Here is a 22966-nt window from a genome sequence, read left to right as displayed (position 1 = left end):
CCTCCCAGGAAGCATGTTCCACCAGGGATGGGCGAAACCACGAGCCTAACAATTCAGGGCCCGCAAGGGGAGGACATAAGCCACCAGACTCATGTCAGCGCAGGTCAACGGCCAGGTATTCCCTGCCGCACCCGCCTGTGCCGGACCGTGCCGGTGGGTACCGGCCGCGCCGGTCGGGGTCAGTCGGCGTGGCAGCCGACGAGCTCGGCCGTGGTGCCCCGGGAGGTCGTGCGCAGGGTGACGACCCGGTCGATGCGGGTGTCGTCGGTGTCGAAGCGGAAGTCGGCGCGGCCCACCTCGGCGCCGTTCTCGGCCTGCGAGCGCACCGTGCAGTAGCCGGAGGTCCCCGCGTCCTTGCGCACCTCCAGGTGCACCTTGACCGCGTCGTCGCCGGCCTCGAAGCCGATCAGCTCGCCGCTGATCTCGTTCTGGGCGACGTAGTGGTAGCCGAACCAGCCGACCAGCGCGAGCAGCAGCGCCCCCAGCACCGCGCCGACGACCTTCAGGGTGCGGTCGGCACGCTCGTCCGAGGAGCGGCCGTAACGGCCCTCGGGCAGCCGCGTGCTCGGCGTACTCATGATCGTCTCCTCGGCAGGAGGGGGAGGGCGCCCCCTGGCTCGTCCCGGAACGCAGCCCCGGAATTATTCGTCCCCCGATTCGGTCACTATAGAAGCCTGCGACTGCGCCGCCGCACACAGGGCGCCTTACGACTTGAGGATTGAGTCTTGACTGACCAGCTGCGACTGATGGCCGTCCACGCCCACCCCGACGACGAGTCGAGCAAGGGCGCGGCCACCATGGCGAAGTACGTGTCCGAGGGGGTGGACGTGCTGGTGGTGACCTGCACCGGCGGGGAGCGCGGCTCCATCCTCAACCCGAAACTGCAAGGTGACGCGTACATCGAGGAGCACATCCACGAGGTGCGCAAGAAGGAGATGGACGAGGCCCGGGAGATCCTCGGCGTGAAGCAGGAGTGGCTCGGCTTCGTCGACTCGGGCCTGCCCGAGGGCGACCCGCTGCCGCCGCTGCCGGAGGGCTGCTTCGCCCTGGAGGACGTCGACAAGGCGGCCGGTGAGCTGGTCCGCAGGATCCGCTCCTTCCGCCCCCAGGTGATCACCACCTACGATGAGAACGGCGGCTACCCGCACCCCGACCACATCATGACCCACAAGATCACGATGGTGGCGTTCGAGGGCGCGGCGGACACCGCGAAGTACCCGGAGGACGAGTTCGGCCCGGCCTACCAGCCGCTGAAGGTGTACTACAACCAGGGCTTCAACCGTCCCCGCACCGAGGCGCTGCACCAGGCCATGCTGGACCGGGGCCTGGAGTCGCCGTACGGGGACTGGCTGAAGCGGTGGAGCGAGTTCGAGCGCAAGGAGCGCACGCTCACCACCTACGTGCCGTGCGCCGACTTCTTCGAGATCCGCGACAAGGCCCTGATCGCGCACGCCACGCAGATCGACCCCGACGGCGGCTGGTTCCGGGTGCCGATGGACCTCCAGAAGGAGGTCTGGCCCACGGAGGAGTACGAGCTCGCCAAGTCCCTCGTGGACACCTCCCTCCCCGAGGACGACCTCTTCGCGGGCATCCGGGACAATGCCTGACATGAGCGCAAGCGCAAGCCTGGCAATGACCCACCTGGTCCCCCTCGCCAAGGAACTCGACGAGGACAAGGTCACCCCCGGCGTCCTCGGCTTCATCGTCTTCGCGGTGATGGCCCTGGCCGTGTGGGCCCTGATGAAGTCGATGAACCGCCACATGGGCCGGGTGAACTTCACCGAGGCCGGCGAGCCGGGGGCCGACTCCGAGCACGCCGTGGCCGAGGGCGGCAGGAAGCAGGCCTAGGCCGGGCCCGCCGCGGCCCTCCGGACCACCCGGAGGGTCGCGCGGTCGTGCCGTCACGCCGTCGGCCCCACCTCCACGCCCATGACCTCCCGGGCGTGGCGGGCCGGGACCAGGCCGAGGTGCCAGGCCTGCCAGCCCGCGTCGAGGCTGACGCCCCGCTCCAGCAGCAGCCGGTAGGCCTCCACGCAGTCGCCGAGCTTTCCGTCACGGGCCGGATGGGTGGCGCGGGCGAGCCGGGACAGCTCCTCCTGGGCCACGGCCGTGCCGACCTCCGTGCCGCCCGGTGCCGCGTACGGCAGCAGCGTGCAGCGCAGGAAGCGCGCCCAGTCCTCGCCGCGCCGGTCGCCGTACGAGCCGAACAGGGACACCGCCTCGTCGCACAGGGCCAGCGCCTGCTGGGTGCGGGCGTTGCCCGCGTCGACGACCGCCAGTTCCAGGCAGGTCCACGCCTCGCCGTGGGCCACGCCGATGCGCTGGAAGTCGGCGCGCGCGTCCACGAGGAGCTGGCGGGCGAAACCGGAGTTGCGCAGCGAACCCGTCTGCGCCGCCCGCTGGTCGCGCGTCACCCGCGCCGAGTGGTGCCGGGCGCAGGCCAGGCCGTAGACGTCCCGCATCCGGGAGAACATCGTGCGGGCGCGTTCCAGCTCGCGCACCGCACGGTCCAGGTCACCGGTCTCCTCCAGCGCCTGGCCCAGGTAGTACAGCGTCCACGCTTCGCCGCGCGCGTCCTCGTTGTCCCGGTGCCGGGCGGCGGCCCCGCGCAGCTCCTCCACCGCCGGCGAGGCGTCGCCGTCCACCAGCCGCGCCCGGGCCAGCTGGGTCAGCGCCCAGGCCTCACCGCGGGCGTCGCGGGTGCGGCCGTACAGCTCCAGGGCCGCGCGCAGCTCGCTCTCGGCGCGCGGCACGTCGCCGGCGCGCAGGTGCAGCTGGCCGAGCTGGTAGTGCGCCCACGCCTGGCCGTGCACGGACTCGCCGGCCCGGTGCAGCACCAGCGACTCCGTCAGCAGGTCCAGCGCCTCCGCCAGGCGGGCCCGGTCGCGTTCCACCGCCGCCAGCGCGTGCATCGTCCAGGCGCGGTCCGTCGCCAGCTCCGGCGCGGCCTGCAGCGCCATCGCCTCCCGCAGCTTCGCCGACGCCTCCGTCAGGTTGCCCTGGTGGTGCAGCGTGATGCCGAGCGACGTCAGCGCCCGGGCCGCGCCCGCGTCGTGGTGCGCCTCCCGGTACAGGTCGACCACCGAGGCCAGCGTGGTGCGCGCCTTGTCCAGCTCGCCCAGCTGGCGGGCCGCGATGCCGGTGCGCCACTGCACCGAACGGACCAGCAGCCCCCCGTCCACGGCCTGCGCCAGCTCGTTGATCTCCCCGAGCCGGTACAGGTCGCCGCGGAGCAGGCAGTAGTCGCACAGCGCGCCGAGCAGGTTCAGCACCGCCGCCCGGTCCACGCCCTCCGCGTGCCGCAGCGCCGCCGTGATGAAGCTCGACTCGTCGTCCAGCCAGCGCAGCGCCTCGTCCAGCGAGGTGAAGCCGTACGGGCCGAACCGGTCCGAGCGGGTCGACATGTTGCCGTCGACCAGCCGCAGCACCGAGTCGGCCAGCTCGGCGTAGTTCACGATCAGCCGTTCCTGCGCCGCCGTGCGCTCGGCCGGGTCCTCCTCGTCGAGGAGGCGGGCCAGGGCGAAGGCGCGCACCAGGTCGTGCAGCCGGTAGCGGCCGTGCCGCACGCGGTCGATCAGGCCGGCGCGGGACAGCGCCTCCAGGTGCCGGGTCGCCTCCGCCTCGTCGGTGGCCAGCAGCGCCGCCGCGGCCGCCGCGCCCAGCGAGGCCCGGCCGGCCAGGGCCAGCCGGCGCAGCAGCCGCCGTACGGTCTCCGGCTGGTCGGTGTAGCGCAGCCACAGGGCCCGCTCGACCGGTTCGACCGGACCGTAGGCGCCCAGGTCGGTGGCGAGGGCCAGCGGCGAGCGCGGGCCGAGGGCCGCGCCGGCGATGCGCAGCGCCAGCGGCAGGCCGCCGCACAGCTCCCGCACCCGGTCGGCGGACTCGGCGTCATAGGGACCCGAGGCGTCCTGCGCGGTGGCCGCCAGCAGTTCCTCCGCTCCCGCCGCGTCCAGCGGCCGCACCGGCAGCTGGTGGATCCGCGCGGGCAGGTCGTCGGGCAGGCCGAGCGGCGAGCGGGCGGTGACCAGGACCAGGCTGTCGGAGCGTTCCGGGATCAGGGTGCGCACCTGCTGCGGGTCGCAGGCGTCGTCCAGGACGACGGTGACCGGCATGCCCGTCACATGCTGGTGGTACAGCTCGCTCAGCCGCCTGACCTGCTGGTCCGGGGAGGACCGCTCACGGAACAGCAGCTGCTCGCGGGGTGCGCCGAGCCGGTTCAGCAGGTGCAGCAGCGCGTCCCGGGTGGACAGCGGCGGCTCGCCGGGGCTGTCGCCGCGCAGGTCCACCACGCAGGCACCGCGGAAGTAGTCCTTCAGCTCGTGGGCCGCGCGCACCGCGAGCGCCGTGCGGCCGCTGCCGGACGGCCCGTGCAGCACCACCACCGTCGGCTGGGTCTCGGTGCTCGCGCGGGCCGCCTGCACCCACTGCAGGATCCGCGCCATCTCCTGCCGCCGACCGGCGAACGGGCCCAGCGGCTCGGGCAGTTGGGCGAACGACTGCTCCAGGACGCTGCGCCCGCGGGCCGCCGCGCTCTTGTCCGTGCCGCGCAGCCGCGGCCCCGTCTTCTTCGGGCCGGTGGACGCGGCGAGCACCCGCTGCTGGTCCAGGAACGGGCGGATGCCGCGCACCTCCAGCGCCGTCAGCCACTGCAGCCGCAACTGCTCCGGCCCGCCCGGCTGGCTCACCGCGCCGGCCCGGTGGTGGGCGGCGGGCACGTGCGAGCCGGCCACCTTCACCACGGTGGCCGCCGCGCCGACGACACCGACGGCCACGCCGGCGCCCAGCGCAGTCCCGGTGTCCGTGCCGAGCGCCATGTCGGCGACCACGGCCGCGACGCCCGCCACCCCGGCCACCAGCAGCGGCGTCCCGGCGCCGTCGCGGGCGTAGCGCTGCCGGAAGGTGAGCTGCCCGGCCTCGGCCTCGTCCAGGGCGCGCGTGTACGCCTCGTACTCCTCGGCGGCCGTCGCCGCGATCGCCTCCAGCGATCCGCGCGCCCGCGACAGCAGCACTCTGCCGTCCGTGCGCCCGCCCGACCGGCGCACTTCCTCCTCCACGGCGCGCGCCAACAGCCTCTCGGCATCCGCCCGATGACCGTCCCGCATGTCATGTCCCCCTCCGGCGGCAACGTCTTCGCCTACGAGTGTGCTGCGGACGCGGCGCCGGCGCGAGGGGGCACGATCAGCGGTGCGCGCCCGGCGCGGAGGAAGCTCATCTCTTCACGCGGCTGCGGACGGCGAGGACCGCGAGCCCGAGCAGGGCGGGCTCGACGACCCGCGAGGTCATCTCGATGTAGGTGCCGGCGGTGGTCAGTTCCTGCCCGGAGGACCGGAACACCACGGAGTTGACGACCGTCCGCAGCGCCTTCTCGGCCCGCTTGCCCGACAGCCGCCGCGCGTACGGGCCCTGCGGGTTGACCGGGTCCGGCTTCTCGGTGGTCAGCGTGATGCCGCCGCCGCTGACCCTGCCGGTGCTGGTCTGCCGGGGGTCGTCCTGGGGCAGGCCCCACAGGGTCATCGCCAGCACGGTGGCGACGACGGCGAGCAGCAGCCAGCCGAGCGCCCGCGTCGCCCGCAGGCCGTACCCGGACACCGCCCAGTACAGCCCGAGCAGCACCCGCTCACCCCGGGGCGTCTCGGGGTCGTGGCGGCGCATCTCCATCTCGCCGTAGTAGAAGTCGGCGGCCCCCGGCTCGTTCCTGCCGTCCTCCAGGGCCTTGCGCAACTGCCGGTAGACCGGCGCCAGTACGGCCGGTGCGCGGACGTCCGTGCCCGGCGGCGCGGGCGTCCAGCCGGGCCCGCCGTGCCGTTCGGCACGCCAGTGGTGCTCCTCGATCAGGGTCCGCCGGCGGGTCCAGCGGATCCCGGACGGAGGCAGCGCGAGCGGACACCGCCCGCCCAGCCGCAACTGGTCCAGGTGCACGGTCTCCGCGAACAGACAGTCCGTCAGATCCACGTCGGTCAGCACCAGATGGGCGGCGTCGGCGCCGCTGAGGGACACCACCCGCACCCGGGCGTCGGTCAGGCCCGGCTCGTCGATCTCCCGGCCGTCGTCCGCGACGAACCGGCGGGAACGGGAGGCGATGCTCACCGGGAACTCCAGGACGGCGTCGCGGACGTCGACCCTGGCGTGACGCAGCCGGAGCGCCGCGGTCGAGGCCCAGCGGGTGCGCCGGCAGCGCAGGTCGCGGGCCGCCGCCTCGACCGTCACCGCCGACTGGAACACCGCGTCCGACAGGTCCAGCAGGCCGGGCAGCGCCAGCGGGCCCAGCACCGTCGTGCGCTGGAAGGTCGCCCCGCGGAAGGTGATGTCGCCGCCGGTGCCACAGCCGCGCAGTGCCACGCCGCCGCCGAACGTCGCCCCGGAGAACCCGGCGCCCCGGCGGAACTCGGTGTCCCGGAACGAGATGTCGTCGCCGATCACCGCCAGGTCGAAGCACGCCTCGCCGTGGAACAGCGCCCCGTCGAACAGCGCCGGGCGGCCGGTCCGCAGGCGGTCGAACGAGGCGTCGTCCGCGAACCGGGCCCCGTCGAACCACGCCTCCCCCGCGATCTCCGCCCCGGTGAACAGGGCCGTCCCGTCGAACGCGGCCGCGCCGAACGTCACGTCACCGCCGGCGACCAGCCCGTTGAAGACGGCGCTCCCGCCGATCCGCGCGGACGGGAACCGCAGCGCGCCGCCGATCCTGGCCCCGTAGAACCAGGCGTCGGCGTCGACCTGCACGTCGTCGAACCAGGCGTCGCGGGCCACCTCGGCCTCCCCGAAGCCGATGCCGCCGCCGAACCGGCTCCCGGTGAAGTGCGCGCCGCCGAACCGGGACCCGCCGAAGGACACGTCACCCGTGAAGTCCACCCGCTCGAACATGGCCTCACCGCTGAAGTGCGCCTCGTCGAACTCGGCGGGTCCCAGGACGCGGCGGCCCGTCGCCGGGTCGTCGAGCGCGGCGAGCAGCTCGTCCAGCAGGTCCGGCGTGAACGGCGTGCCCCGGTGGTCGAGCGCGGCACCGGGACGCAGGCCGGCCAGGTGGCCGGCGCGTTCGGCGGAGCCGAGGTGCGCCAGGCACGCCGGGTGCGGGTCGACCCGGCGGCCGCGGCAGCGGTCGGCGCCGGAACCGTGGGCGCACTGCGGCCAGTCGGGGGCTTCGGACGCGGTGGTGCCGGGCGGCGGGACGATGGCCGTACTCCTGGGGTGCGGGCGGGCGTCGGGGACGTCCGCGGGTCTCGACGGGACGGGCGCGGTGCGGTGACCGGTGCTCAGGCGCTGTACAGGGTGACGACCTTGTGGTCCGCGCCGTTCGGCTGTTCCACCACCGCCTCCACCACCCACCGGCCCGGGCCTCCTCTCAGCTCCGCCCGGAAGCGGCCCGCCGGGTCCGGAGCGAAGGCGATCTCCTCCCGCGTGCGGGCTCCCACGCGCCGCATCACGGCCCGCGGTCTCCGCGCGTGCAGATTGACGCCGAGGACCTGGGCGACGAACGGCCGGCCGGCGACGGCCTCCGACGGCGCGTGCAGGGTGATGTGGTCGTGACCGGCGAGCATGCCGGTCACCGGCAGGCCCTTGCGGATGGCGGCAAGCCGCTCGCCGAGGGCCGTGGCAGTCGCCATGGCGCCGTGCGGGACACCGGTCCACAGCACCTCCACCCGGTCCGGAAGCGTCCACTCCGGGACGGCGGACTCGCGCGGCACCGTCCCGTCACCGGGCCCGAGGAGACCGTCCCCGCCGTCCTCCAGGTGCAGCCCGTCGGCCGACAGCCCGATGCCGCGCACCGTCGGACGGGCCGTGCTCGCCATGCAGTACACCTCGTACGGCAGCCGGCCGCCGGCGTCGGTACGGCGGTGCGCCTCGCGCGCCTGCGAGAACTCGCGGTGGAAGGCGAAGGCGTCCTCGACGAGGCCGGCGGGCAGGCCGGGGACGGGGTAGCGGCGGTCGGTGAGGGCGCGCGGGCGGCTCCGGCCGGCGACCCGGACGGCGTCGTCGACGACCGGCAGCAGCTGCCCCACGGACGGCAGGGTGAGGGCGAGTTCGCGCAGGACGGCGTTGAGCGCGGACGCCGCCGGGCCTCCGCCGTCCGCGACCGCGTGCCCGGCCAGCAGCCGGGCGGCCCGGGCCACGCCCTGGTGCGGGGTGCCGAGCGTGACCAGGGCCCTGGCCGTCGTCCGGCCGCCCAGGCACTCCAGGTAGTGCCGCCCGATCAGACCGCCCGTCGAGTGGCACACCAGGAGGACCTTCGGGTCGTCGGGCCGGTCCGGGTAGTACGCGTCGACCTGCTCGCTCCACCGGTCCAGCTCACGCTGCACCCGGGCCCTCAACTCCTCGGCGAGGAACCGGTGGGACAGCCGCCAGTCGTGGGCGAAGGGCACGTACTGGCCGTCGACCGGGTCGCCGAGCGCCGCACGGATGCCCGAGTAGCCCATGCAGGAGAGCAGCCCGGGCATCGAGTCCGGCTCCGTGGTCAACGCGTCGGCCGTCAGCCGGAACCGGTCCTCGGGCGGCTCGTCACCGAGGCCCGGCGGCAGGGCGACATCCGCCAGGGCCCGCGCCGAGGGCCGGGACCTGAGCAGCGCGTCGCTGCACTCGGCCCACACGTCCCTGCCGTCCCGGGTCAGCCTGCTGCCGAGGAATCCCGGTACGAAGACCACGAGGTCGTGCTCCACTGCGCCCTCCCGTGTCACACGGTGCGTCCGTCACCGTGGTGTCCTGTCCTGCACTGCTCCCTGCCGCCCGGCCGCGCGGACCTGCCCGGGGCCGTTGACCGGCCCCGTGACCGGCCCGGGACCCGGCCGCCGGGTCACGTGCCGGTGTCGGCCGCCCCGGTCCCTGCCGGTGTCGGTCGCCTGGGACAGCGCCGGTGTCGGCTGCCCGGTCCTCGCCGGTCGCCTGCGCGGTCCCTGCCGGACCCCCGCTGTCGGCGTGCCTGCCGGTGTCCGCCGCCAGGTCGCCTGCCGACGTCGGCCGCCCCCATCCCTGCCGACGTCGGCCGCCCGGCTCCCGCTTTCCGGCGTGCCTGCCGGTGTCGGCCGCCCCGGTCCCTGCCGACGTCGGCCGCCCCGCTCCCGGTTCCGGCGTGCCTGCCGGTGTCGGCCGCCTGGGACGCGCCGGTGTCCGCTGCCGGGGCGCCCCGGTGTCGGCCGCCCGGTCCCCGCTGCCGGTGTGCCTGCCGGTGTCCGTCGCCGGTTCACCCGTCGGCGCCCGGCTCGAAGAACGTGTGGGGCAGCCGGATCAGGTCGCACCGGTCGTTGCCCTGGAGCGCCACCACCACGCCCTGCGGATCCGGGGCCGCGGCCGCGGCGTGCACGGCGTACCCGCGCCAGGGCACGCCCTCCCCGTGGAGCCACGTCCTGCCGCGCACGTCCCACACCCGCGGTGCCGTCCAGCTGTCGCAGACCAGCAGCACCGGCCGCTCCGCCGGGCCCGCGAACACCAGGGACGTCACCCCGGTGAACTCGCCCGGGAGCCGCCGGGCCGGTTTGGCGTCCCCGGCCGACAGGTCCTTCACGAAGACGCCGCCGTCCACCCAGGCCAGCAGCGGGAACGACTCCTCGTCCTCCGGGTCGTACAGCTCTCCCAGCGCCAGGTGCGCGGCCCGTACGTCGTCGACCCGGTGCCGGTGCCGGTTCCGGGCGGGCTCCTCGGTGTCCTGCCACAGCAGCAGTTCGTCGCCGAGGTCGGCGGCCAGCCAGGCCGTCCCGTCCCGCATGCCCCGGGCGGCGACGCCGCAGCAGCTCGGCCCCGCCGGCGTCGGCGTTCCCGCGCGCCAGCCGGTGGAGGCGTCGACGGGCAGCTCCGCGTGCACGACGCGACCTCCGTCCGGCACATGGACCCGCAGCCGCCCGGCGGTGCGGTCGACGGCGACGCCGAGCGAGGGCACCTGTTCGCCGGCGTCCCGGCCGAGCGCGAGGTCGTGCCGGGCCTCCACGGACAGGTCCTCCCGCAGCCGCCACAGCCGCACGGTGCGTCCCGCCGCCGCGACCACGATCCACGCGTCCGCCACCCGCACCGCGTCCACCGTCGTCACCTGCGTCACATGGACCAGCTCGACGACCGGCGCGTCGGCCGGTGCGCCGGGTTCCGGCCGGGACACCCGCACCCGGTCGCCCCAGGTGCGGCACAGCAGCGGCGGCCCGTCCGGGGCGCCGGCCAGCGCGACGGCCGGCCGCTGGTCGCTGGGCCGGCGCCGGGTGCCGTGCCGGGCCGCGAGCGCGGGCGCCACGTCGATCACCCGGATGTCGGGCCCGTCCGCCATGGCGAGCAGTCCCTGCCCGCCGGGCTCGAAGGCCATGGCCCGGTCGCGTGGCGCGGTCATCTGGAACGCCGCCTCGCGCCCGGGGTCCTCGACCGACCACACCCGCACGGTGACCGCCTCGTACCCGGCGAGCAGCAGTTCGTCGCCGTGCCGGCCGAAGACCAGCCCGCGCGCCGGGGAGTCGAGCTGCCGGACCAGGTGCACGGCGGGCGGTGCGACGGGCGCCGCGTCGTCGGTCTCGCAGCGCCAGATCCACACCCGGCTCCCGTCGGCGGCCGCGATCCAGCCGCGCAGCCTCCCGCCGTCCCGCACCGGCGCGGAGGTCGCCGCGGCGGCCAGCGCGGGCGCCTGGAGGTCGGCGAGGTGGATGCCCTCCGGGAGGAGACCGCCGGAGCCCCTCGTGCCCCGGTCGACCTCCAGCAGCTCGGCCCGGTCGCCGGCGACCAGCGCGAACAGGCGGGGGCCCATGGGGAGTGCGGCGAGCCGTTCGGCGTCCGTCATGCGGATGTCCGTCAGATGGGTGCCGCGCCCGCGCATCCCGCCCTTCCAGGACCACATCCACAGCCGCTGCCCGTCGGCCGCCAGCACGACGGTCTCCGAGGCCCGTTCCGCCGCGGCCAGCGCGCCCACGGCACCGCCCCAGCGGTAGACGTGGTCGGGCATGCGGGAGCCGGCGCGCCAGAAGTACACGGCCCGGTCGTCGCGGGCGACGGTGGTCCAGTGCGGCCCGCTGCCCACCTCCCGCACCTCGGTCAGCGCGCCCCCGTGCTCGCCGGACGCCTCCCGGGTGCGCCGGGTCAGCAGCCGCTTGCCCGACTCCGGGTTCAGCACCAGGATCTCGCCGCGCCCGCCGGCGGTCAGCGTGTCCCCGAGCACCGCCTCCGCCGCGCCCGTGCCGGCGCGCCAGCTCAGCGTCCTCGCCCCGCCCAGCGGCGCGGCCCGGCGCCACTCCAGGGGGTCCGGCGGCATGTCGGTCCAGTACTCCTGCCACGGCAGGAACCCGTCGCCCGTCAGCGCCCGGTAGGTCGCCTCCCGGTGGCTGACGAACGCGGTGGCCCGCAGCAGGGCCTTGCGGGCCAGGGGCGAGGAGGCGTTGCGGAAGGAGCCGCCGACGCGCCCGTACAGGGCCGCCCCGTCGCAGTCCCGGGCCAGGGCGGAGGCCGGGGGCAGCATCACGTCGGGGTTGGTGCACAGCAGGAAGTCCACGTCCCGGAAGAGCGCCGTCAGCTCCTCCGGCCCGACCTGCGCGGCGTGCGCGCCCAGGTAGTCGAGGGGGTAAGGGTCCGCGCCGGCCCAGCCCGCCCGGGACTGCGCGCGGAGCACGGCCACCACCTTGCGGTGGGCGGCCCGGGCGCTCAGCCCGGCACCGGTGAGGAAGAACTCGCCGTAGCTGGGATGGGCCAGGTGGTACGTGATGTCCTCGTCGTGGGCCGCGGACTGCGAGGCGACGATGCCGCCGTTGGCGCTGCGGCACACGAACTGCACGTCACCGGAGGTGAGTTCGGGGCTGTCCGGGTCGCGCAGCGCGTTGGCGAGGGCCAGCCAGGTCCGGCCCGGAGGCAGCCCGCGCCCCTGCACCACGGCCAGCGGACGCAGCACCTCGTGCGCCCGCTCGGCCCCCTGCTGGGAGGTGAGGTGGTCGACTTCCTCGGTGAGCCGCTTGCGCAGGTCCATGCCGCCGGAGCGCATCCACTCGGTGAGGTCCGCCTCGGTTCCGGGCCGCTGCCGGCGGGCGAGTTCCGTCGCGGCGAGCCGGGCCACCAGGAACGAGCCGCGGCTGCCGGAGGCGATGAGCCGGGCCGTCCACTCGCGGTCTGCGTCCCGCGCCCGCCCGTGGTACGGGGAGCCCTCCGCGCCGAGCACGGACAGGGCCATCGCCTCGATGCTGCGGCGGGCGTCCTCGTCGTCCCCCAGCACCACGGGGTCGACGCTCTGGTCCAGGGTGTCCAGCAGCGACTCCTCCTCGGCGGGCGCCGCGGTGCGTCTGCGCGGCTGGGGCCGCGTCCCGACGACGACGCGCACGCCGCGCAGCCCCGACAGCGGGTTGAGCAGGTGGCGGGCGATGTCGTGCGCCTGGTCGGGCAGCGCCTCGTCGAGGGCGTCGAACAGCAGGTTCAGGGAGCCGGCCCGGGAGACGAGACCGTCCACGGCCGTGCGGCACTGCTCCGGTGTGACCGGGCCCGCGGGCAGCGGGTCCATGCCGTCGAACGACGACAGCACGCCCCACAGCGCCGTGATCAGCGAGTGCACGGACTGCCCCCGGCAGCTCAGGGCGGCGTGCACGGTGCCGAGGCGGGGCAGCGCCGAGGGGTCGACGCCGGGACCGAGGGTCTCGCGCCACTCCGGCAGCGAGGTGAGGGCCAGGCGGCCGAGCAGGGCCGTCTTGCCCGTCCCGGCGAGGCCGGTCACCGCGAGGAGCCCGTTGGGGTGGGTGTCCATCCAGCGCACCACCCGGCCCAGGGCCCGCTGCCGGCCCGCGAAGTGGCGGCTGAGGTGGCTGCCCTCCTCCAGGTCGAACTGCCCGGCGGCGGACCATGGCTCGCGTCCCGTCAGCACCGCGGGCGTGTACACGCGCCGCTCGCCGTCCTGGAAGTAGGGGTTGTCGAGGAAGCTGTTGGGCAGCGAGCGGACCTCGGTGCGGGAGGGGCGCTGCGCGGGCTCGTCGAGCCCGGAGGCCGCGGCCGCCGCGTCCACCCCGTCCAGCAGGTACGGCAGCGGCAGGTACAGGGCGGACGGTTCGAAGGGGCGGGCGTGGTCGGGCGCGACGAAGTCGGGCTTGGCGAGGGCCTCCTCCAGCCATCGCACCCAGCGGCCCTCGGGAACCTCCGCCTCGAACCCCGAGGTCCCGACGACGACGAACCCGGCCCGCCGGGTCCGCCGTGCCCGGTCGACGCTGGTCCGCTCCAGGTGCAGGGCGTGGCCCAGGGCCGTGGTGAGGTGGTGGCCGTGGGAGGAGCAGGCGTCGACGACGAGCAGGGTGTCGCTCTCGCACTCGGGCCGCAGCAGCCGGTCCACGAGGTCCGTCAGCGCCAGCGCCCGCTCCGGGTCGAAGGCGCCGTCCTGCCAGGAGTCGGCGCAGGCGAGGTAGTAGCCCCGGTCGCCGTGCTGCACGCCGTGGCCCGTCCAGTAGAGGATCTTCCGCCGGGCGCCGTGGGCGAGGAAGTTCTCCAGGCCGTCCCACAGGTTCCGGCGGCCGGCTCCGGCCCCGTCGACGCGGATGCTCTCGCCGAATCCGAGCGAGGAGCGGGCGATGCGGGTGAAACGGTCGCGTACGGCGGTGACGTTGCGCAGCCTCAGCTGCTGCCGCCTGTCCTCGTCCGGGTGGGCGTAGTCGGCCACCGCCACGGTGCCCACCAGGGACGAGGAGCGCCGTTCGGATTTGACCAGTGCCAGGTGATCGCCCATGCGGCTCCGTATCATGACGAGGTCTTGGGCCTGCGGCTTCCTGCTGAACGCAGCTTACTGAAGAGGGTGTTGACGATGCGTCGGGACAGGTTCACCGTGGTCGGCCGGGAGACGGGCTGTCACATCTTCGAAGGCGACGGGACGCGTCCCGTCCTGGAGGAGGAGATGCGTGTCAAGTACCGGCCCCGGCGGGTGGAGTTCCCGGAGGAGATCGCCGGCTGGCGGCACGCCATCCAGGAGGAGGAGCGGCGCAAGGAGGCCCTCGGTCTGCCGCACCGCTGGAACAACCAGCGTTTCGCCGTGGAGCGGGTGGTGGTGACCCGCACCCACCTCGCCGAGGAACCGGTGGTCACGCTCACCCTTCAGGACGCCGACTACTACGACTTCCTCACCACCTCCCTCAACCTGGAGCGCAAGCAGAGCAACGGCCTGACCCTGCGTCAGCAGTACCTGGAGGGCGAGGACCCGGCGCACGCGCCCGCGTGGATGAACTGCAGCTTCGGCGTCAACGTGGCGCTGGAGACCGGCCGGGACGGCCGGATGCTGTTCTCGCGGCGCAGCGCCCACGTGGCCGGGCCGAACAGCTCGCGGTGGAACTCCTCCGCCAACGAGGGCCTGGCCCGCCGGCACGACCTCCCCGAGGACGGCAGCCCGGTCAGCCTGTACGCGGTGGCCCGGCGGGCCCTGTACGAGGAGCTGGCCGTCCACGCCACCGACACCCTCGACCTGGAGATGCTCGGCTTCGGTCTGGACCTGGACAACCACCAGTGGGCGGGCTTCTTCCGGGCGGTGCTGCCGGATCTGGACGAGGAGACCCTGCGGCTGCGCTGGAGCCGCGGCGTCACCGACAAGTGGGAGCACGACCGCTTCGAGTTCGTGCCCGCCGACCCCGAATCGGTGCTGGGCTTCATCGCCGACCAGCCGCCGGAGCTGTGGACGCCGTGCGCCCCGGCGCTGTTCTACCTCGCCCTGGTGCGCGGCGCCGTACGGGCCGCGGGCGGCGACCCCGCCGCCCGCTTCCAGGTCGAGGCGGCCGAGCAGCGGGTCATCGAGGCCCGCAGGCCCTGACCGGGCCCGGTGTCTGTCGTCCCCAGGCCCTGACCGGGCCCGGGGTCTGTCGTCCCCAGGCCCTGACCGGGCCCGGGGTCTGTCGTCCGGATCAGCCCGGCCGTGAGGCGCGGCGCCTTGCCGGCCGGCCCGGGCGGGGTCCGGATGCGCGTGCCGGGCCCCGCGTCCCCGGGTGATCTAGACGGCAGGTCCGAGGCGCCGCAGCGGGCTGCCCGCCCACACCTCGTGTCCGGGGACCGGCCCGAGCACGAGGGACCCCATCCCGACGACGGCCCGGGGTCCCACCACGGCGCGCTCGCGCACCTTGGTGCCGGCCCCGACGTACGCCTCCTCCTCCACGACGACGCCACGCCCGAGGAACACCTGCGCGGCGACGGTGGCGTAGTCCCGCACGGTGACGTCGGCCGCCATCACGGTCTGCGGCCGGACGACGGCGTGGGCGCCGACGGTGCCGCCGGGCAGTGCGCACACCTGCGGCATCACGACGGCGCCGGGTCCGACGGTGCAGCTCGGGTCGATCACGGCCGTGGGGTGGACGATCGTCGCGTACCGGTGGGCGGGCAGTCCCAGCGTCTCGACGATCCTGCGGCGCGCGCCGTGGAAGTCGACGTGGCAGATGGAGACGACCAGCCGCGCGCCGGGGTGGCGGGCGACGACCGGCAGGCCGCCGAGGACGGGCAGGCCGTCGACGGCCGCGCCGTGCAGGCGCGGGTCCTCGTCGACGAAGCCCAGCACGTTCCACACCGGCCGCCCCGCCGCGTCGGTCTCCCGCGCGCACAGGGAGGCGATCGCCCGCCCCATGCCGCCGGCGCCGATCACCAGCAGCTCGCGCGGGGCCCGCTTCCGCAGGCCGCGCAGGAACCCGTTCGGCATGTCTTCCCCCGTCGTCCGTGGATGGTCGGCCGCCGGATCCTCTGCCCGGTTCCGGCGCACAACACGCGAGGGCCGGGCCGCCCGTCACGCGGACCGCCACCGGGTGCGGGAAGATGGCGGCATGCCGAACCGACTGGCGCACGAGACGTCCCCCTACCTCCTCCAGCACGCCGACAACCCGGTCGACTGGTGGCCGTGGTCCGAGGAGGCCTTCGCGGAGGCACGGCGACGGCAGGTGCCGGTGCTGCTGAGCGTCGGCTACTCCAGCTGCCACTGGTGCCACGTCATGGCGCACGAGTCGTTCGAGGACCCGGCCACCGCCGAGGAGTTGAACGCGCACTTCGTCAGCGTGAAGGTGGACCGCGAGGAGCGTCCGGACGTCGACGCCGTCTACATGGAGGCGGTGCAGGCGGCGACCGGGCAGGGCGGCTGGCCGATGACGGTGTTCCTCACACCGGACGCCGAGCCGTTCTACTTCGGTACGTACTTCCCGCCCGCGCCCCGGCACGGCATGCCGTCGTTCCGGCAGGTGCTGCAGGGCGTCCACCAGGCGTGGTCCGAGCGGCGCGGCGAGGTCGACGAGGTCGCCGGGAAGATCACCCGGGACCTGGCCGGACGGGAGATCGCCTACGGCGACGACCAGGTGCCCGGCGAGGAGCAGCTCGCGCAGGCGCTGCTCGGGCTGACCAGGGAGTACGACCCGCAGCGCGGCGGGTTCGGCGGCGCGCCGAAGTTCCCGCCGTCCATGGTGATCGAGTTCCTGCTGCGGCACCACGCACGCACCGGTGCCGAGGGCGCGCTGCAGATGGCGCGGGACACCTGTGAGCGGATGGCGCGCGGCGGGATCTACGACCAGCTCGGCGGCGGCTTCGCCCGCTACTCGGTGGACCGGGACTGGGTGGTGCCGCACTTCGAGAAGATGCTGTACGACAACGCGCTGCTGTGCCGGGTCTACACGCATCTGTGGCGGGCCACCGGCTCCGGGCTCGCGCGCCGGGTGGCGCTGGAGACCGCCGACTTCATGGTCCGTGAACTGCGCACGCCCGAGGGTGCGTTCGCGTCCGCGCTGGACGCCGACAGCGACGACGGCAGCGGCCGGCACGTCGAGGGCGCGTACTACGTGTGGACGCCGGCGCAGCTGCGGGAGGTGCTGGGGGAGGCGGACGCCGAACTCGCCGCCCGGTACTTCGGGGTGACCGAGGAGGGCACCTTCGAGGAGGGCGCCTCGGTGCTGCAACTGCCGCAGCGCGACGAGGTGTTCGACGCCGACCGGATCGACGCCGTCAGGCAGCGGCTGCTCGCGGCGCGCGCCGGACGGCCCGCGCCCGGCCGGGACGACAAGGTGGTCGCCGCGTGGAACGGGCTCGCGATCGCCGCGCTCGCCGAGACGGGCGCCTGTTTCGACCGGCCGGACCTGGTCGAGGCCGCCGTCGCCGCCGGTGACCTGCTGGTCCGGCTGCACATGGACGACCAGGCCCGGATCGCCCGCACCAGCAAGGACGGCCACGTCGGGGCGAACGCGGGGGTGCTGGAGGACTACGCGGATGTCGCCGAGGGCTTCCTGGCGCTGGCGTCGGTGACGGGGGAGGGGGTGTGGCTGGAGTTCGCGGGGCTGCTGCTCGATCATGTGCTGGCCCGGTTCGCCGACCCGGAGTCGGGTGCCCTGTACGACACGGCGTCCGACGCGGAACGGCTCATCCGGCGTCCCCAGGACCCGACCGACAACGCCGCCCCGTCGGGCTGGACGGCCGCCGCGGGCGCGCTGCTCGGGTATGCCGCGCACACCGGGTCCGAGCCGCACCGCACCGCCGCCGAGCGGGCGCTGGGTGTGGTGAAGGCGCTCGGTCCGCGGGTGCCGCGGTTCATCGGCTGGGGTCTGGCGGTCGCCGAGGCGGTGCTGGACGGTCCGCGGGAGGTCGCCGTCGTCGGCCCCTCGCTCGACGACCCGGCGACGGCGGCCCTGCACCGTACGGCGCTGCTGGGCACGGCGCCCGGCGCGGTGGTCGCGGCGGGCACCGCGGGCAGCGACGAGTTCCCGCTGCTCGACGGGCGAGGGCTGGTCGGGGGCGAGCCGGCCGCCTATGTGTGCCGCAACTTCACCTGCGACGCGCCGACGACCGACCCGGACCGGCTGCGTACGGCGCTGAGCGGCTGAGCGGCTGAGCCGCGGCCGCGGGGGCCTGCCGTGCGGTGCCGCCCGGTCGTGCCGTGTGGTGCCTTTCGATCGCCCGGGCCGGGCCCCGAGATCCGGGCCGACCTGCGCGGTCGCCGCGGCCGCGGGGGCCTGCCGTGCGGTGCCGCCCGGTCGTGCCGTGCGGTGCCTTTCGATCGCCCGGGCCGGGCCGTGAGACTCGGGCCGACCTGCGCGGTCGCCGCGGCCGCGGGGGCCTGCCGTCCGGTGCCGCCCGGTCGTGCCGTGCGGTGCCTTTCGACCGCCCGGGCCGGGCTCCGAGATCCGGGCCGACCTGCACGGTCGCCGTGGCCGCCGGGGCCTGCTGTCCGGTGCCGCCCGGTCGTGCCGTGCGGTGCCTTTCGACAGCCCGGGCCGGGCCCCGAGACCCGGGTCGACCCGCACGGCAGGCCCTACGGCCGGCCGTCCCGGCCGGTGCCGGCCACGGCGCGCTGCACGATGGCCTCCAGCTGCTCGTGGTGCGCGCCCTTCCAGTAGGCGCGGCCGCACGCGGAGCACTGCGCGAACACGTCGTACGTGCGGTGGGTGCCGCCCTTGAGCTGGTCGGCGACGTCGTCCTTGGTGACCCGGCGCAGCAGGCCGTTGCAGGCGGTGCAGCGGGTCCAGGGACGCAGCTCGGGCCGGAACCGGTCCAGTACGTAGCCGAGCTGCTCCTCGGGCCGGGTGCTGTACACGAAGGCGCCCGCCCACAGCTCCCGTCGGCGCAGCAGGCCGCGGTCGCGGCTGAGCATGACGCGCCGCTCGGCGGCGGAGCGGGCGGCCAGCGCCGGGTCGCCGATGTCCGTCGACTCGTACGCCGTGTCCACGCCCAGCAGCCGCAGCCGGCGGGCCAGCGTGCCGAGGTGCACGTCGAGCAGGAACCGCAGGGGCGCGCCCGGTACCCGCTGGGGGTGTGCGACGGCGCGTACGGTCACCGACTCGCCCGCGGCCGGGACGTGGCCGGCGGACACCTCGTGGCCGTCCACGAGCAGCGCGCCGACCTCGGTCAGCGGCACGCCGAGGGACTCCACGACGTGGCCGAGGCTGGAGACGCCGTCGGTGGCCGCCTTCGTCCTGCCCGTGGGCCTGGCCCGGGGGACGAAGAGCAGCAGTTCGGGGGCGAACTCGAGGTGGATCTCGGGACCGTTCACGCGGCCAAGGATGTCATGCCGGGGTGGTGCCGACCGGGGGATTTCCGGCGGGTCCGGCGGGCCGCGCCGGTGCGGGCAGACCGTGTTCGAACACGTCGAGGGTCCGGTCGACGAGGGCGGTGAGGTCGTCGCCGTGGCCGTGCTCGGCCCAGTACCGCGTGGTCTCCAGCAGGCCGGCCGTGAGCGCCGCCGTGCAGACCCGCACCTCCAGGCCGTCGGCCTCCAGACCGGTGCGGGCGGCGACCGTCTCGCCGAGGACGCGGCCGACGGCCGCCATGCTCTCCAGCATGCGGGAGCGCACCGCGGGCACCTCCAGCATCAGCCGGGCCCGCAGGGCCGTCAGGTCCGGCTGCTCGGCCAGCGCGCGTCCGACGGCCGTGCGCAGCACGTGCCGGACGGAGGCGGGCCAGGGCTCGTCGGCGGGCCGGGTGGAGAGTTCCGCGAGCAGGGGCCGGTCGTATCCGTAGCCGAGGACGATGTCCTCCTTGGCGGGGAAGTACCGGGAGACGGTGGACGGCGACACCTCGGCGCGCCCGGCGATCTGCTCGATCGTGGTGGCCTCGTAGCCCTGGTCGGCGATCAGTGCGAAGGCCGCCTCGCGGATCGCCTCGCGGGTCTTGGTCTTCTTCCGCTCGCGCAGCCCGGGGCGGGGCGGTCGGGCGGGGGCTTGCGGGGGGCGTGCGGCCTTCATGACGATCATTGTCGGCCACCGCGCGGGCCGGTGCTCCCGCGCGGGCCGGGGGTTCTCACGCGTGCTGGTAGGCGACCAGGGAGATGCCGACGTAGTGGGCGACGAAGGCGGCCAGGGTGAACGAGTGGAAGACCTCGTGGAAGCCGAACCAGCGGGGGGAGGGGTTGGGCTTCTTGATGCCGTAGATCACTCCGCCGGCGCTGTAGAGCAGCCCGCCGACGACCACCAGGACGAGGACGGCGATGCCGCCGGTGCGCAGGAAGTCGGGGAGGAAGAAGACGGCGGCCCAGCCCATCGCGATGTAGCAGGGCGTGTAGAGCCAGCGGGGCGCGCCGACCCAGAAGACCCGGAAGACTATCCCGGCGGCGGCCGCCGCCCAGATGCCCCACAGCAGCCACCGGCCCTTGGAGTGCGGCAGCAGCAGGATGGTCAGCGGGGTGTAGGTGCCCGCGATGATCAGGAAGATGTTGGCGTGGTCGAGGCGGCGCAGCACCCCGTCCATGCGGGGGCTCCAGTTGCCCCGGTGGTACAGCGCGCTCACGCCGAACAGCAGGCAGGCGGTCAGCGCGTAGACGGCGCAGGCCAGGCGACCGCGGGGGGAGTCGGCGAAGGCGGTCAGCACCAGCCCGGCCACGAGGGCGGCGGGGAACATGCCGAGGTGCAGCCAGCCGCGGAGCTTGGGCTTGACGGGGTGCGGCAGGGAGGTCTCGACCGGGCCGCGGCCTTCGGCCGGCGGCTCGGTGGACGCGTCGGGGACGAGCGCAGTCATGTCCGCATCGTACCTACGGAGCCGTAAGTTACGGATATCGGTGACGAATTGGGGGCCGGGAAGTGGCCATCGTCTCACGCCCGCCCGACGTCGGCATTTCCGGTTGTTACGCAAAGAAACCGCAAGGTGTACGCAACGTGCACGTAAAGCGACGGCGTCAACCGTGGTCATCGTCACGTTGCTCACCTGTGCGGCCCTCTGGACAGATGGGCGCTCTCGTCGGATGATCAAATGAGTGCGGTCGACACCGGATGAGCGCCAGAAGTTGAACCGTGAAGCATCCGGGTCGCAGCCCCCACGGGGCCTCCACAGACAAAAAACCCTCATTTAGGAGCAATCGTGGCGCGCGACATCGCGGAACCCGGCGTCCCCACCACTCACCAGGGGCTGATCTCCTGGGTCAACGAGATCGCAGAGCTGACCCAGCCGGACAACGTGGTCTGGTGCGACGGCTCGGAGGCCGAGTACGAGCGCCTGTGCGAGGAGCTCGTCGCCAAGGGCACCTTCCGGAAACTCGACCCGATCAAGCGCCCCAACTCCTACTACGCCGCGTCCGACCCCACCGACGTCGCCCGCGTCGAGGACCGGACCTTCATCTGCTCCGAGAAGGAGGAGGACGCCGGCCCGACCAACCACTGGAAGGCCCCCGCGGAGATGCGGGAGATCTTCCGCGGCGAGCAGGGCGTCTTCCGCGGCTCCATGAAGGGCCGCACCATGTACGTGGTGCCCTTCTGCATGGGCCCGCTCGGCTCGCCGCTGTCCGCCATCGGCGTCGAGATCACCGACTCGGCGTACGTCGCCGTCTCCATGCGCACCATGACCCGCATGGGCCGGCCGGTCCTGGACGAGCTGGGCTCCGACGGCTTCTTCGTCAAGGCCGTCCACTCCGTCGGCGCCCCGCTGGAGCCCGGCCAGGAGGACGTCCCGTGGCCGTGCAACAGCACCAAGTACATCTCGCACTTCCCCGAGGACCGCGAGATCTGGTCCTACGGCTCCGGCTACGGCGGCAACGCCCTGCTCGGCAAGAAGTGCTACGCGCTGCGCATCGCCTCCGTCATGGCCCGCGACGAGGGCTGGCTCGCCGAGCACATGCTCGTGCTGAAGCTGACCCCGCCCACCGGTGAGCCCAAGTACGTCGCCGCCGCCTTCCCGTCCGCCTGCGGCAAGACCAACCTGGCCATGCTGGAGCCGACGATCTCCGGCTGGACGGTCGAGACGATCGGCGACGACATCGCCTGGATGCGCTTCGGCGAGGACGGCCGCCTGTACGCCATCAACCCCGAGGCCGGCTTCTTCGGCGTCGCCCCCGGCACCGGCGAGCACACCAACGCCAACGCCATGAAGACCCTGTGGGGCAACTCGGTCTTCACCAACGTGGCGCTCACCGACGACGGCGACGTCTGGTGGGAGGGCATGACCGAGGAGGTCCCGGCCCACCTCACCGACTGGAAGGGCAACGACTGGACGCCCGAGTCCGGTACGCCCGCCGCCCACCCCAACGCCCGCTTCACCACCCCCGCCGCCCAGTGCCCGATCATCGCGCCGGAGTGGGAGGACCCCAAGGGCGTGCCGATCTCCGCGATCCTCTTCGGCGGGCGCCGCGCCAGCGCCGTACCGCTGGTGACGGAGTCCTTCGACTGGAATCACGGCGTCTTCCTGGGCGCGAACGTGGCCTCCGAGAAGACCGCCGCCGCCGAGGGCAAGGTGGGCGAGCTGCGCCGCGACCCGTTCGCCATGCTGCCGTTCTGCGGCTACAACATGGGCGACTACATGGCGCACTGGATCGACGTGGCCAAGGACAAGGACCAGTCCAAGCTGCCGAAGATCTACTACGTCAACTGGTTCCGCAAGGACGACGAGGGCCGGTTCGTCTGGCCGGGCTTCGGTGAGAACGCCCGCGTCCTGAAGTGGATCGTGGAGCGTCTGGAGGGCCGCGCGGAGGGCGTGGAGACGCCGATCGGCGTGCTCCCGGCCAAGGGCTCGCTGGACACCGACGGCCTGGACCTGTCCGACGCCGACCTGGACTTCCTGCTCACCGTCGACAAGGACGTGTGGCGCGAGGAGGCCGCCCTGGTCCCCGAGCACCTCAACACCTTCGGCGACCACACGCCCAAGGAGCTGTGGGACCAGTACCACGCACTGGTGAAGCGCCTGGGCTGAACGCCCGGCACGGACTCCGCGGCCGGTTGGGATGGGATGCCCTGACCAGCGATCGTCACGACCGGCCGCGGAACACACCGGCGGGAGCCCGCACAACGGCGTGCGGGTGCGGACCCGTCACCGCCCTCCGTCCGCCCCGACGGACACCCGCGGTGACGCACACCGGCCCGCCTCCCCGGCCCGGCCCGCCTCGGCGGGCTCTCACGAACGGGTCAACGGGGTGACCGAGCGCTCCGGACGGCCGAAACGGGCCGGCTGGAGCGCTCGGCCGTTTCCGGCGCCCACAGCGGCCGTTTGCGGCGCCCACAGCGGCCGTTTCCGGCGCCCCACGGCGGCCGGTGCACGCCCTTCGGCGGCCGGTGCGCGCCCCCTCGGTGGCCGGTGCACGTCGCCCAGGCCGGTGCGCGTCGCCCGGCGGCCGGTGTGTACCGCCCGGTCG

At 74.4% G+C, this 22966-nt stretch carries 14 protein-coding genes; 5 read left to right on the top strand and 9 right to left on the bottom strand.

Features of this window, described 5'->3' with window-relative positions; genetic code table 11:
* Nucleotides 1–179: 179 nt before the first annotated feature.
* A complete protein-coding gene (locus tag FGW31_RS12435) occupies nucleotides 180–578 on the bottom strand; it encodes a DUF4307 domain-containing protein (RefSeq protein ID WP_142193479.1) in 399 nt (132 codons plus the stop codon).
* 147 nt (nucleotides 579–725) lie between these two features.
* Between FGW31_RS12435 and mca the strand changes: the two genes are divergently transcribed.
* Nucleotides 726–1607: a mycothiol conjugate amidase Mca gene (gene mca / locus FGW31_RS12430; RefSeq protein ID WP_142193478.1), complete on the top strand. Its 882-nt coding sequence runs from the start codon at nucleotides 726–728 to the stop codon at nucleotides 1605–1607.
* Entirely contained in the window at nucleotides 1600–1848 is a 249-nt protein-coding gene (locus tag FGW31_RS12425) for a hypothetical protein (protein ID WP_161174225.1), read from the top strand. Before mca ends, FGW31_RS12425 begins: the two co-directional genes overlap by 8 nt.
* Before the next feature lie 53 nt (nucleotides 1849–1901).
* On the opposite strand, the gene FGW31_RS12420 is transcribed toward FGW31_RS12425, so the two are convergent.
* The 4 genes from FGW31_RS12420 to FGW31_RS12405 form a co-directional block, all read right to left on the bottom strand.
* Nucleotides 1902–5102: a tetratricopeptide repeat protein gene (locus FGW31_RS12420; protein WP_142193476.1), complete on the bottom strand. Its 3201-nt coding sequence runs from the start codon at nucleotides 5100–5102 to the stop codon at nucleotides 1902–1904.
* Nucleotides 5103–5208: 106 nt separating this feature from the next.
* Entirely contained in the window at nucleotides 5209–7323 is a 2115-nt protein-coding gene (locus FGW31_RS12415; protein ID WP_233452476.1) for a pentapeptide repeat-containing protein, read from the bottom strand.
* Nucleotides 7251–8651, bottom strand: coding sequence for an esterase/lipase family protein (locus FGW31_RS12410; RefSeq protein ID WP_142193475.1), 1401 nt, complete (start codon nucleotides 8649–8651; stop codon nucleotides 7251–7253). Before FGW31_RS12410 ends, FGW31_RS12415 begins: the two co-directional genes overlap by 73 nt.
* Before the next feature lie 521 nt (nucleotides 8652–9172).
* Nucleotides 9173–13645, bottom strand: a complete 4473-nt coding sequence (locus FGW31_RS12405) for a P-loop NTPase family protein (RefSeq protein WP_182675325.1) — start codon at nucleotides 13643–13645, stop codon at nucleotides 9173–9175.
* Nucleotides 13646–13720: 75 nt separating this feature from the next.
* Between FGW31_RS12405 and FGW31_RS12400 the strand changes: the two genes are divergently transcribed.
* Nucleotides 13721–14713, top strand: coding sequence for a translation initiation factor 2 (locus FGW31_RS12400; RefSeq protein WP_167530035.1), 993 nt, complete (start codon nucleotides 13721–13723; stop codon nucleotides 14711–14713).
* Between the two features lie 177 nt (nucleotides 14714–14890).
* Here the strand turns inward: FGW31_RS12400 and FGW31_RS34990 are convergent, their stop codons facing one another.
* On the bottom strand, nucleotides 14891–15586 hold the full coding sequence (locus tag FGW31_RS34990; RefSeq protein WP_233452475.1) for an LbetaH domain-containing protein: 696 nt from the start codon (nucleotides 15584–15586) through the stop codon (nucleotides 14891–14893).
* 121 nt (nucleotides 15587–15707) lie between these two features.
* On the opposite strand from FGW31_RS34990, the gene FGW31_RS12390 reads away from it, so the two are divergent.
* Complete coding sequence (locus FGW31_RS12390; RefSeq protein WP_167530034.1) at nucleotides 15708–17741, top strand: thioredoxin domain-containing protein; 2034 nt, start codon at nucleotides 15708–15710, stop codon at nucleotides 17739–17741.
* 428 nt (nucleotides 17742–18169) lie between these two features.
* Here FGW31_RS12390 and FGW31_RS12385 read toward each other — a convergent pair whose 3' ends face one another.
* From FGW31_RS12385 to trhA, 3 genes are read right to left on the bottom strand one after another with little or no spacing between them, the layout of a single operon-like run.
* Nucleotides 18170–18907, bottom strand: a complete 738-nt coding sequence (locus tag FGW31_RS12385; RefSeq protein WP_142193471.1) for a Mut7-C RNAse domain-containing protein — start codon at nucleotides 18905–18907, stop codon at nucleotides 18170–18172.
* A 13-nt stretch (nucleotides 18908–18920) separates the two neighbouring features.
* Nucleotides 18921–19598, bottom strand: coding sequence for a TetR/AcrR family transcriptional regulator (locus FGW31_RS12380; RefSeq protein ID WP_142193470.1), 678 nt, complete (start codon nucleotides 19596–19598; stop codon nucleotides 18921–18923).
* Nucleotides 19599–19653: 55 nt separating this feature from the next.
* Nucleotides 19654–20367, bottom strand: coding sequence for a PAQR family membrane homeostasis protein TrhA (gene trhA / locus FGW31_RS12375; protein WP_142193469.1), 714 nt, complete (start codon nucleotides 20365–20367; stop codon nucleotides 19654–19656).
* A 339-nt stretch (nucleotides 20368–20706) separates the two neighbouring features.
* On the opposite strand from trhA, the gene FGW31_RS12370 reads away from it, so the two are divergent.
* Entirely contained in the window at nucleotides 20707–22527 is a 1821-nt protein-coding gene (locus tag FGW31_RS12370; RefSeq protein WP_142193468.1) for a phosphoenolpyruvate carboxykinase (GTP), read from the top strand.
* Nucleotides 22528–22966 lie beyond the last annotated feature (439 nt).

Source organism: Streptomyces calvus (assembly GCF_006782915.1).
Classification (GTDB): Bacteria; Actinomycetota; Actinomycetes; order Streptomycetales; family Streptomycetaceae; genus Streptomyces; species Streptomyces calvus.
The sequence above is the reverse complement of the archived record's forward strand: the minus strand, read 5'-3'. Positions and strand labels throughout refer to the sequence as shown.

What these genes read in the sequence shown, in the direction of transcription:
- FGW31_RS12435 (WP_142193479.1), bottom strand. Translation starts at nt 578, where the DNA reads ATGAGTACGCCGAGCACGCGGCTGCCCGAGGGCCGTTACGGCCGCTCC.
- FGW31_RS12425 (WP_161174225.1), top strand. Translation starts at nt 1,600, where the DNA reads ATGCCTGACATGAGCGCAAGCGCAAGCCTGGCAATGACCCACCTGGTC.
- FGW31_RS12420 (WP_142193476.1), bottom strand. Translation starts at nt 5,102, where the DNA reads ATGCGGGACGGTCATCGGGCGGATGCCGAGAGGCTGTTGGCGCGCGCC.
- FGW31_RS12405 (WP_182675325.1), bottom strand. Translation starts at nt 13,645, where the DNA reads ATGGGCGATCACCTGGCACTGGTCAAATCCGAACGGCGCTCCTCGTCC.
- FGW31_RS12400 (WP_167530035.1), top strand. Translation starts at nt 13,721, where the DNA reads ATGCGTCGGGACAGGTTCACCGTGGTCGGCCGGGAGACGGGCTGTCAC.
- FGW31_RS34990 (WP_233452475.1), bottom strand. Translation starts at nt 15,586, where the DNA reads ATGCCGAACGGGTTCCTGCGCGGCCTGCGGAAGCGGGCCCCGCGCGAG.
- FGW31_RS12390 (WP_167530034.1), top strand. Translation starts at nt 15,708, where the DNA reads ATGCCGAACCGACTGGCGCACGAGACGTCCCCCTACCTCCTCCAGCAC.
- FGW31_RS12380 (WP_142193470.1), bottom strand. Translation starts at nt 19,598, where the DNA reads ATGAAGGCCGCACGCCCCCCGCAAGCCCCCGCCCGACCGCCCCGCCCC.
- trhA (WP_142193469.1), bottom strand. Translation starts at nt 20,367, where the DNA reads ATGACTGCGCTCGTCCCCGACGCGTCCACCGAGCCGCCGGCCGAAGGC.